The sequence below is a fragment of the Delftia sp. DT-2 genome, assembly GCF_028401915.1.
Lineage (GTDB): Bacteria > Pseudomonadota > Gammaproteobacteria > Burkholderiales > Burkholderiaceae_C > Comamonas > Comamonas tsuruhatensis.
In genome coordinates this window covers 1-10,530 of record NZ_JAQOTI010000037.1, presented here as the reverse complement: position 1 = coordinate 10,530, position 10,530 = coordinate 1, and the positions used below count along the sequence as shown (strand labels likewise).

Sequence of the window (10,530 nt, the reverse complement as noted above, 5' to 3'; positions counted from 1 at the left end):
GGACAGTGAAACGACTTTGCGCCGATGATAGTGCGGGTTCCCGTGTGAAAGTAGGTCATCGTCAGGCTCTTACAGCCCAAGAAACCCCGTAGCCCAAAGCTACGGGGTTTTTTGCTTGTTTGCGCAGAATACCTGTTCCGGCCCTGCGCGATGTGCGTGCGCCATGGTGGGTGCGCCGGCTTGAAAGACCAACATGCAACTGCAAGACATTCTGTATTCCCAAGGCTTCGGTATCCGCCGCGTGTGCTCGGGCCTGGTCCAGCAGGGCTGGGTGGAACTGTGGGACACCGAGGCCAACGACTGGGTGCGTTGCCTCGACTCCACGCAGGACATCGATCCTGAAGGCCTGCGCTATCGCGTACAGGGAGTGGAGTGGGCCTATCACGCGCTGGGCTATGTGCTGCTGCACAAGCCGGCGGGCACGGAGTGCTCGCAAAAGCCTTCAACCTATCCGAGCATTTACTCGCTTTTGCCCATGCCGCTGCGCCAGCGCCCGAACAAGGGTGCCGTGCAGGGCGTGCAGGCCGTGGGCCGGCTGGACCAGGACACGACGGGCCTGCTGCTGCTCAGCGATGATGGCCAGTTCATCCACCGCATGAGTTCGCCCAAGAAGCACGTGCCCAAGGTCTACCGTGTGACCACCAAGCATGCCGTGGATGCGCGGCAGGTGCAGCGCCTGCTGGAGGGCGTGGTGCTTGATGATGACCCCAAGCCCGTCAAGGCGGCTGCCTGCGAGCAGGTGAGCGAGCATGTGCTGGACCTCACGCTGACCGAGGGCAAGTACCACCAGGTCAAGCGCATGATCGCCGCCGTTGGCAACCGCGTCGAAGGCCTGCACCGCTGGAAGATTGGCGAGCTGGAACTCACCGAGGACCTGCAGCCGGGCCAGTGGCGCTGGCTGTCGGTCGAGGACCTGGCCAAGCTCAAGGCCAAGTGAAGCTCTCTTGTCGTTTCCCATGATGAATTCCTCTGAGCCGCGCCCAGGCTGGTCCCTGCTGTGCACGGCCTTCGATGCCCCCACGCCGCACGCGCTGCGCATCCGGCAGGACGTGCTGATCGTCGTGGATGGCCGCGGCATGATCGATGCCGTGCTGGAGCGCGGTGATCCCCGCCGCGCCGCTCTGGAGGCCGCGCATGCGGCCGCAGGCACGCTGCAGCGCCTGCCCGAGGGCCAGTACCTTTTGCCCGGCATGGTGGACCTGCATGTGCATGCCCCGCAGTGGCCGCAAAGCGGCAAGGCCCTGGATGTGCCGCTGGAAACCTGGCTGCAGGAGTACACCTTTCCCCTGGAAGCGCGCTACGGCGATGCCGGCTTTGCCACTTCGGTGTACGACAGCGTGGTGCGTACGCTGCTGGCCAATGGCACGACGACGGCCATGTACTTCGGCACCATCCACGCCGTGGGCAACCAGGTGCTGGCCGAACGCTGCCTGGCCCTGGGCCAGCGCGCCCTGGTCGGCAAGGTGGCCATGGACGAGCCGTCGCAATGCCCCCCGTACTACAAGGACGACAGCGCCGCCGAAGGCATTGCCGAGACGGCACGCTTCATCGACTGGCTGCGCCAGCATCCGGACAACGCGCAGCAGCGCGTGCTGCCGGCGATCACGCCGCGCTTCATTCCTTCGTGCACCGACGAGCTGCTGCGCGGCCTGGGCGACCTGGCTGGACGCACCGGCGCCCATGTGCAAACCCATTGCTCCGAGAGCGACTGGGCCCACGCCCATGTGCTGGAACGCCAGGGCCGCACCGATGCGCATGCGCTGCATGATTTCGGCCTGCTCACGCGCCGCACGGTGGTGGCCCATGCCAACTTCCTCACGGCCGATGACGTGGCGCTGATGGCGCGCACGGGTGCCTCGGTGGCGCATTGCCCTCTGTCCAACTTCTATTTCGCCAACAGCGTTTTCCCTGCGCGCAGCGGCCGCGAGCAGGGCCTGGGCATGGGGCTGGCCACGGACATTTCGGGGGGCTACAGCCCCAGCATGTTCGACGCCTGCCGCCATGCCATGACAGCCTCGCTGGCCTTGCACGAAGGCGTGGATCCGGCGCAGACGGCCGCCCGGCGCGGCAGGGCGGGGCAGGGCGTGCAGGCCCGCATCGACCACGTCTTTGCACTGTGGCTGGCCACGGCGGCGGGTGGCGATGCGCTGGACCTTCCCATTGGCCGCATCGAGCCCGGCCATGCCATGGATGCCCTGGCCGTCGACTGCCTGGCGCCGGACTCCAATGTGCAGATCTGGCCCGAGCAGGACGGCCCGGCCGACATCCTGCAGAAGATCATCCACCATGCCACGCGTGCCAATGTGGCCTGCACCTGGGTGCAGGGCGCGTGCGTGCACCGGCGCCAGGCGGCCAGCCCCGCCTGAAGACCGGCTGCGTTTGCGCACTGGCTGTTTCCCGCGTTTTCCGCTCCATGACCGAACCGACCTCCTCCTACGAAGGGCGCCTGATCGCCCGCCCTGACGACCGCGTCACGCTCTCCCAGGCCCTGTTGCTGGGCCTGCAACATGTGATGGCCATGGACGTGTATGTCGTGCCCTTCATCATTGCCTCGGCCCTGGCGCTGTCGCAGGTCGACGCGGCGTCCATGATCCAGTCCACCTTCCTCGCAGCGGGACTGGGCACGCTGATCCAGACGGCCTGGTGCATGCGCATGCCCGTGGCACAAGGGCCTTCCTACATTCCCCTGGGTGCCATCCTGGCCGTGGCCTTTGACGCGGGCGGCGGCTTCGGCGGCATGGGAGCGGTCTATGGCGCGCTGATTCCGGGAGCGCTCATCGTCATTGCGCTGGGGGCGCTGGGCTGGTTCCACCGCGTGATCCGCTGGCTGGTGCCTCCCATCGTCGGCGGCACCATCATCCTCGTGGTGGGGCTGTCGCTGCTGCCGATTGCGCTGAGCGCCAACGTGTTCTCTGTCCACGGCGGCATGACGGTCAACCAGTCCATTGCGCTGGCTTCGGTATCGGCGGCGCTGCTGATTGCGGCCATGATGCTGGGCCTGCGCTTCGACAACCGGCTGGGCCGCTGGATGCGCCTGTCGTCGGTGATCATCGCGCTGGCTGGCGGCACGGCCGTCGCCTGGGGCATGGGGCTGTTTGCCTGGCAGCCCATTGCCGATGCGCCCTGGCTCACGCTGCCCAAGCTGGCGGGCATCGACTATCCGCTGCAGTTCTCGCTGCCCGCCGTGCTCACCTTCGTCGTGATCTACCTCGTGGTCATGGCGGAGACCACGGGCACGTGGTTCGCGGTCTCGGCCGTGATCAACCAGCCCATCACCAGCCGCCAGCTGGACCGTGGCGCCGTGGGCGAAGGCCTGAGCTGCAGCGTGGCCGCCCTGATAGGTGCCACGCCGGTCACCGGCTACTCCACCAATGCGGGCGTGATCTCCATCACCGGCGTGGCCAGCCGCATGGTTTTCATTGCAGCCGGCCTGGTGCTGGCCTGCCTGGGCTTCCTGGGCAAGTTCTCCGCACTGATCGCGGCCATTCCCTCGCCCGTGATCGGCGGCATGTTCGCCGTGGTCTGCGTGACCATTGCCATGGCGGGCATCCGCATCCTGCGCCATGTGCGCCTGGACGAGCGTGCCATGCTGGTGGTGGGCGTGCCCATCATCTGCTCCTTCTTTGCCACCCTGGCCCCCAAGGACTGGGTGCAGAGCCTGCCGGACATGCTGCAGTACCTGCTGGGCTCGGCCGTGACCGTGGGCGCCATGGCCGCCATGGTGATGAACCTCATCCTGCCGCGCGCGCAGGATGACGACGCCCCGGCCAGGGACCAGGTGGTCTGAACGCCGCAGGGCCTGCTTCCCGCAAATCCATGCAAAAAAGGCCATGCGCAGTTGTTGCGCATGGCCTTTTTTGCTGGAAGAGGCGGGCAGGGCCGTGCGATTCAGCGCCGGTCCAGATCGTCGATGGAGGCGCTCCAGCGGCTGTCCCAGCTGCCGCGCTCGCGCACCTGGTCGATCTGGCGGCGGTCGCGCTTGGTGGGGCGGCCTTCATGCTGGCTGGCGATGCTGCTGGCGGGCTCCGGCGCCAGCCGGCGCTGCTCTGCAAGCCGTTCGCGCTCGGCCAGGCTTTCGGCGGTTTCCTCGTACAGGGCCTGGGCCACGGGGGCGGGGCCCCGCATGCCTGAGAGGCCGCGGATGACCACGGTGCGCGGGACCTGGCCCTGGCGCAGGGCCACGGTGTCGCCGCAGCGCACCTCGCGCGCGGGCTTGACCAGGGCTCCGTTGACGGTGACGCGGCCCTTGCCGATTTCCTCCGTCGCCAGGCTGCGCGTCTTGTAGAAGCGCGCGCACCACAGCCATTTGTCCAGACGCATGGATTCGATATCGGTCATGGCGTTATTGTGCGCGCGGCGCGGGGTGCTTGCCAGTGGCCGGCTGCAGCGGAATCGCCACGTGCGCATGCAATCCGCAGACCAGGCCTTGCCGGTAGATGTTGCGCAGCTCGATGGCGCCGCCCAGCGTCTGCACGATCTCGTGGCAGATGGCCAGCCCCAGGCCCGAGCCGCTGCGCGCATTGCCGGCCGAAAATGGCTGGAACAGCCTCTGCGCCAGCTCGCTGTCTATGCCCGGCCCGCTGTCGCGCAGGCTGAGCACGGCCTGGCTGCCGGCCTGGTGCACGCTGATGTGCAGGCTGCCGGCCGCAGGCATGTGGCGTATGGCGTTGTGCAGCAGGTTGCGCGTGAGCTCGCGCAGCATCCATTCGTGGGCAGGAACGGGGCAGGGCTCCGTGTCTATGGAAAAGTCGATGTCCTGCTCCGCAATCAGCGGCGACAGTTCGATGGCCACGTCGCGCACCACTTCGTCCAGCAGGCTGGGCGCGGGCGATGCGGGCTCGGCGCTGTCTTCCTGGCGCAGCTGCTCGACCTTGGCCAGCGCCAGCATCTGGTTGGCCAGGCGCGTGGCACGGTCCACGGTGGCGCCGATTTCCTCAAAGGCCTGCTCGGCCGGCACATCGCCGCGCTGGGCCGACTGCAGCTGTGCCTTGAGCACGGCCAGCGGCGTGCGCAGCTGGTGCGACGCGTCGCGCACAAAGCGCTTCTGGTCCGACAGCAGCTGGCGAAGCCGCAGCATGAGCTGGTTGATGGCCTCCAGCAGCGGCTGCAACTCGCGCGGTGCTGAGGGTGCCGACAGCGGGCTCAGGTCGCCGCGCGGGCGCGATCGCAGGTCGCTGCTGAGCCGGCGCACGGGCTGTGTGGCGCGCTGGACGACGAAGATCACGATCAGCGCCACGGCGGCCACCAGCAGGGCCTGCCGCGCCAGCGTGGTGCGCAGGATCTGCAGGGCCAGCGCTTCACGCAGCTCCAGCGTCTCGGCCACCTGGATCACGGCCATGCCGCGCCCCTTGGCGCTGGCCACGGGCTGCAGCAGCACGGCCATGCGCACGGGCCGGCCCCGGAACTGTGCGTCGTAGAAGTCGACCAGGGCCGCGTAGGGCGGGCGCTGGGGAATGACGCCGTGCCACATGGGCAGCTCGCCAAAGCCCGACACCATTTCCCCCTCCAGCGTGGAGACGCGGTAGAACATGCGGCTCTGGTTGTCGGCCTCGAAGATCTCCAGCGCCGAGTAGGGAACGATGGCATGCAGCTGGGCGGACTCGTCATAGCCCGTCACATCCAGCTGCTCGCTGATGCTCTTGGCCGAGGCCAGCAGCGTGCGGTCATAGGCGGTGTTCAGCGCAGCCAGCGTCTGGTGGTACAGGCTCCAGGTATTGAAGCCAATGAACAGAATGACGGGCACGAGAATGCCCGTCAGCAGCTGGCGGCGCAGCGACCAGGGCTGGCGCGTGCGCGCGGGGGCGGGAAGGGGAAGACCGGGGTCGCGCATGGGCTGCGGTGAGTGGTGGAGTGCCTCAGGCCGACTCGGCCTTGAGCAGATAGCCCAGGCCGCGCAGCGTGACCAGCTGCACGCCCGTGCCCGACAGCTTCTTGCGCAACCGGTAGGCGACGACTTCCACGGCTTCGTACTGCACGTCCGACTCGCCGGGAAACACCAGCGCGAACAGGCGCTCCTTGGCCACGGCATGGCCGGGGCGTGCCAGCAGGGCGTGCATCAGGGCCAGCTCGCGCGGCGTCAGCTCCATGATCTCGCCATCGCGGTGGATGGCGCCGCTGGCCTTGTCGTAGCGCAGCGCACCCATGGCGATGGTCTCGGGCGGCGGCTTGGGCGTGAAGCTGTCGCTGCTGCGGCGCAGCAGGGCGCGCAGCCGGGCCTCCAGCTCGTCGAGGTCGAAGGGCTTGGCCAGGTAGTCGTCGGCACCGGCGTTCAGGCCCAGCACCCGGTCGCCCACGGTGCCGCGCGCGGTCAGGATGAGCACGGGCGTGCGCAGGCCCTGGCCGCGCGCACGCTCCAGCACCTGCAGGCCGTCCAGGCCGGGCAGGCTCAGGTCCAGCACCACGGCGTCGGGCTCGCGCACCAGCCACTGCGCCAGGGCCGAGGGCCCGTCGGCCGCCGTCTCCACCTGGATGCCGCGCCTGATCAGCGTGCGCTGCAGCGTGGTGCGCATGGCGTTGTCATCTTCTACGAGCAGCAATTGCATGGGCCGGACGTTAGCACCGGGCGCGATGCAGGCCATCGTGGCGAGAGCGATCTAGGGATTCCCCTAGGGGTTTGGACAGCCATTTGACAGGTAGCGAACCGATCATCGACAGCCTTACAACACAAGGAGTCAAACCATGCGTCGTGATACTTTTCTGAAGTCGCTGGCCGCACTGGCCGCCGCAGGCAGCCTGCCGCTGTCTGCGCAGGCTGCGGCAGCCGTCAAGATGATGCTGCCGGCCAACCCCGGCGGCGGCTGGGACACCACGGGCCGTGCCCTGGGCAAGGCTTTGCAGGACGCTGGTCAGGCTGCTTCCGTCACCTATGACAACAAGGGCGGCGCCGCCGGCGCCATCGGCCTTGCGCAGTTCGTCAACGGCAGCAAGGGCGATCCCAACGCCATGATGGTCATGGGCGCCGTCATGCTGGGCGGCATCATTACGGGCAAGCCGCCCGTGAACCTCACGCAGGCCACGCCGCTGGCCCGCCTGACCAGCGAGTACAACGTCTTCGTGCTGCCCGCCAACTCGCCCTTCAAGAACATGGCCGAGGTGATCGCCCAGCTCAAGAAGGACCCGGGCTCCGTCAAGTGGGGCGGCGGCTCGCGCGGCTCCACCGAGCACATTGCGGCGGCCATGATTGCGCGTGAAGTCGGCGTCGATCCCTCCAAGATCAACTACGTGGCATTCCGTGGAGGCGGCGAGGCCATCTCCGCCATCCTGGGCGGCAACGTCACCGTGGGCGGCAGCGGCTACAGCGAGTTCGCCGAGTACATCGGCACCGGCAAGATGAAGCCCATCGGCGTGACCTCGGGCCAGCGCCTGAAGGGCGTGGACGTGCCCACGCTCAAGGAGCAGGGCATCAACGTGGAGATCGGCAACTGGCGCGGCGTGTACGGTGCGCCCGGCATCACCAAGGCACAGCGCGATGCGCTGGTCGCCATGATCGAGAAGGCCACCAAGAGCAAGGCCTGGGCCGAGGCGCTGCAGAAGAACGACTGGACGCCTGCATGGCTGGCCGGCGATGCCTTCGGCGAGTTCGTGGACCAGGAGTTCGCGAGCCTGCGCGCCACCATGGTCAAGTCCGGCATGGTGTGATCGAGCTGCTGCACCGGCCTCTTGCGGGGTCGGTGCAGCAACAGGCCCGCCCTCCTGCTGGCCACGGCAGGCGCCAGTCGCAGCGCCTGCTTCAAGAAGCGGAAGATGCCCGCGCGCCGCGCCAGCGGCTCGCAGGCCCCGGCGGCTTAATTTTTTCCCCACGTCTGCAGCGGTGGCCGGACCGGTCGCCGGTCCCGCTGCGGCCAGGAACTGACCATGTCCGAGTCCTCACAACCCAATCCACTTGCCACGGATGCCGCCCAGGCCGATGAGCCCAGCGGCTTTCCCTCGGTACGCGCGCAGACCATCGTCGGCTCCGGCGTGCTGCTTGTCGCTGCAGGCCTGGCCTTCGGCGCGCTGCAAATCCCTGGCGATGCCGGCTACGGCGGCGTCGGCCCCAATTTCCTGCCCTGGCTGTGTGCATTGGTGCTCGCAGTCTGCGGCGCCTGGCTGGTCTGGGAGGCACGCACGGGCGGCTTTCGCGAAGCCTCTTGCGGGGGCGGCCACCCACGAGCCGACATCGGCGCCTTCGTCTGGGTGTCGACGGGCCTGCTGGTCAATGCCGTGCTGATCGGCACCGTGGGCTTCATCGTCAGCTGCACCGTCTGCTACGTGCTGGCCGTGCAGGGCCTGCGCCGTGCCGGCGGCCAGGCCCAGGCGGGCAAGCCCATCACCTGGGCCAAGGACGTGGTCACCGGACTGCTGATCTCGGCGCCTGTGTTCTGGGCCTTCACGCAATTCCTGGCGATCAACCTGCCGGGCCTGACTGAGACGGGGTGGCTGTAATGGAAATCTTTGACGCACTGCTGGCGGGCTTTGCCACCGCCATCACTCCGGCCAACCTGCTGTGGGCCCTGGTCGGCTGCGCCCTGGGCACGGCCGTGGGCGTGCTGCCCGGCATCGGACCGGCCGTGGCCGTGGCCATGCTGCTGCCCATCACCGCCAAAGTCGATGTCACCGCCTCGATGATCTTCTTCGCGGGCATCTACTACGGCGCCATGTACGGCGGCTCCACCACCTCCATCCTGCTGAACACTCCCGGGGAGACCGCGAGCATGGTCACGGCCATGGAGGGCAACAAGATGGCCAAGAGCGGCCGCGCGGGCGCCGCGCTGGCCACCTCCGCCATCGGCTCCTTCGTGGCCGGCACCGTGGCCACCGTGGTCGTCACGCTGTTCGCGCCTTCGGTGGCCGACTTCGCCGTCAAGCTGGGCCCGCCCGAGTACTTCATGCTGATGGTGCTGGCGTTCACCACCGTGAGCGCCGTGCTGGGCCAGAGCGCATTGCGCGGCATGACGGCCCTGTTCCTGGGGCTGGCACTGGGCTGCATCGGCATGGACCAGATCTCGGGCGCTGCGCGCTACACCATGGGCAAGATGGAACTGCTGGACGGCGTGGACATCGTGCTCGTGGCCGTGGGCCTGTTCGCCGTGGCCGAAGTGCTGTACGCCGCCATGTACGAAGGCAAGGTCGTCGATACGCAAAACAAGATGGGCCGCGTGCACATGACCGGCCGTGACTGGAAGCGTTCGTGGCCCGCGTGGCTGCGCGGCACCGTCATCGGCACGCCCTTCGGCTGCATTCCCGCCGGCGGCACCGAGATCCCGACCTTCCTGAGCTATGCCACCGAGAAGAAACTGGCCAAGGGCGAGGACCGTGCGGAGTTCGGCACCAAGGGCGCCATCGAAGGCGTGGCCGGCCCAGAGGCGGCCAACAACGCCACCGTGACCGCCGCGCTGATCCCGCTGCTGACCCTGGGCATTCCCACCAGCAACACCACGGCCGTGCTGCTGGGCGCCTTCCAGAACTACGGCATCAACCCCGGCCCGCAGCTGTTCAGCTCGTCCGCGGCCCTGGTCTGGGCGCTGATCGCCTCGCTGTACATCGGCAACCTGATGCTGCTGGTGCTCAACCTGCCCATGGTGGGCCTGTGGGTCAAGCTGCTCAAGATCCCGCGTCCCCAGCTGTACGCCGGCATCCTGATCTTCGCCACCGTGGGTGCCTACGGCATGCGCCAGAGCGCGTTCGACCTGTTCCTGCTGTACGGCATCGGCGTACTGGGCGTGATCATGCGCCGCTTCGACTTCCCCACCGCGCCCGTGGTGGTGGGCATGATCCTGGGCCCCCTGGCCGAGGCGCAGATGCGCAACGCCGTGTCCATCGGCGAAGGCAGCTGGTGGATCTTCCTGCAGCGCCCCATGTCGCTGACGCTGATCATCATCGTGGCCTGCGTGCTCATCGTGCCGCGCGTGCTCAAGCGCCTGCAGCCCAAGCCCTCGCCGCAGGCCACTGCCGGCTGACGCCAACCCGTTGCTAGCCGGCCCGTCGATGCTACGCATGGCGTCCACGGGCCCCTGACAGCCCCTGCCTTTCGAGGCGGGGGCTTTTTTATTGACGCGCCTTGATGCGGATCAGCAGGCGCCTCATGCCCATTGCGCCAATGGCATGCGGGAATTATCGATATGGCCGTCCATGGGTGAAGCTTCATTCAATTGCTGATGTATCCAAGATAATTAATCTGCTTACATTTATAGGAAAAGTCTGACGCATAAATCAATTGCGCCATTGCCATTGGCCTGTCTATGATTCGCGCTCATCGAGAGAGGGGAGCCGTCCGCAGGGCGGTTGACACAATGACACGACCATTTGACATCCGCACGCCATGGGGCGAGCCACTGCATTCTCATGAAATGCCTGGCCATCAGGGAATCCGCCACTGTCTCCATCTGCCTGGGATGAGGCAATGTGAAGCAATTGCCGCTCTGGATACAGCGATACGAAGCGACTGCGCCATCAAGTCCACTCAGGAGAAGTCCGCATGAGTGGCCAACCCGCAGCCCGCATCACCGACAGCGTCGTCAAGGGCAAGATCGTCACCGGCTCGCGCACCGT

Annotated in this window: 9 protein-coding genes; 6 read left to right on the top strand and 3 right to left on the bottom strand. The window is 67.4% G+C overall.

All coding sequences use genetic code 11. From position 1 onward, the window contains the following. Positions 1-193 precede the first annotated feature (193 nt). The 3 genes from PO605_RS30470 to PO605_RS30460 are packed head-to-tail and all read left to right on the top strand — an operon-like array spanning position 194 to position 3,787. Entirely contained in the window at positions 194-937 is a 744-nt protein-coding gene (locus tag PO605_RS30470; RefSeq protein ID WP_016454025.1) for a 16S rRNA pseudouridine(516) synthase, read from the top strand. A 19-nt stretch (positions 938-956) separates the two neighbouring features. Then, on the top strand, positions 957-2,366 hold the full coding sequence (guaD, locus tag PO605_RS30465; protein WP_047468059.1) for a guanine deaminase: 1,410 nt from the start codon (positions 957-959) through the stop codon (positions 2,364-2,366). Between the two features lie 47 nt (positions 2,367-2,413). Beyond that, complete coding sequence (locus PO605_RS30460; RefSeq protein WP_272207318.1) at positions 2,414-3,787, top strand: uracil-xanthine permease family protein; 1,374 nt, start codon at positions 2,414-2,416, stop codon at positions 3,785-3,787. A gap of 101 nt (positions 3,788-3,888) precedes the next feature. Here PO605_RS30460 and PO605_RS30455 read toward each other — a convergent pair whose 3' ends face one another. Genes PO605_RS30455 through PO605_RS30445 form a run of 3 tightly spaced genes read right to left on the bottom strand, consistent with a single transcriptional unit; the run spans position 3,889 to position 6,578 of the window. Next, positions 3,889-4,338, bottom strand: a complete 450-nt coding sequence (locus PO605_RS30455; RefSeq protein WP_016449644.1) for an RNA-binding S4 domain-containing protein — start codon at positions 4,336-4,338, stop codon at positions 3,889-3,891. Between the two features lie 4 nt (positions 4,339-4,342). Further along, positions 4,343-5,830: a sensor histidine kinase gene (locus PO605_RS30450; protein ID WP_016454029.1), complete on the bottom strand. Its 1,488-nt coding sequence runs from the start codon at positions 5,828-5,830 to the stop codon at positions 4,343-4,345. A gap of 25 nt (positions 5,831-5,855) precedes the next feature. Continuing rightward, positions 5,856-6,578: a response regulator transcription factor gene (locus PO605_RS30445; protein WP_016449642.1), complete on the bottom strand. Its 723-nt coding sequence runs from the start codon at positions 6,576-6,578 to the stop codon at positions 5,856-5,858. A 100-nt stretch (positions 6,579-6,678) separates the two neighbouring features. On the opposite strand from PO605_RS30445, the gene PO605_RS30440 reads away from it, so the two are divergent. From PO605_RS30440 to PO605_RS30430, 3 genes are all read left to right on the top strand, one after another. After that, positions 6,679-7,638, top strand: coding sequence for a Bug family tripartite tricarboxylate transporter substrate binding protein (locus tag PO605_RS30440; RefSeq protein WP_016449641.1), 960 nt, complete (start codon positions 6,679-6,681; stop codon positions 7,636-7,638). 216 nt (positions 7,639-7,854) lie between these two features. Then, complete coding sequence (locus PO605_RS30435) at positions 7,855-8,424, top strand: tripartite tricarboxylate transporter TctB family protein (protein WP_016454030.1); 570 nt, start codon at positions 7,855-7,857, stop codon at positions 8,422-8,424. Further along, positions 8,424-9,938, top strand: coding sequence for a tripartite tricarboxylate transporter permease (locus tag PO605_RS30430; protein ID WP_016449639.1), 1,515 nt, complete (start codon positions 8,424-8,426; stop codon positions 9,936-9,938). The genes PO605_RS30435 and PO605_RS30430 overlap by 1 nt, the downstream gene beginning before the upstream one ends. Positions 9,939-10,530 lie beyond the last annotated feature (592 nt).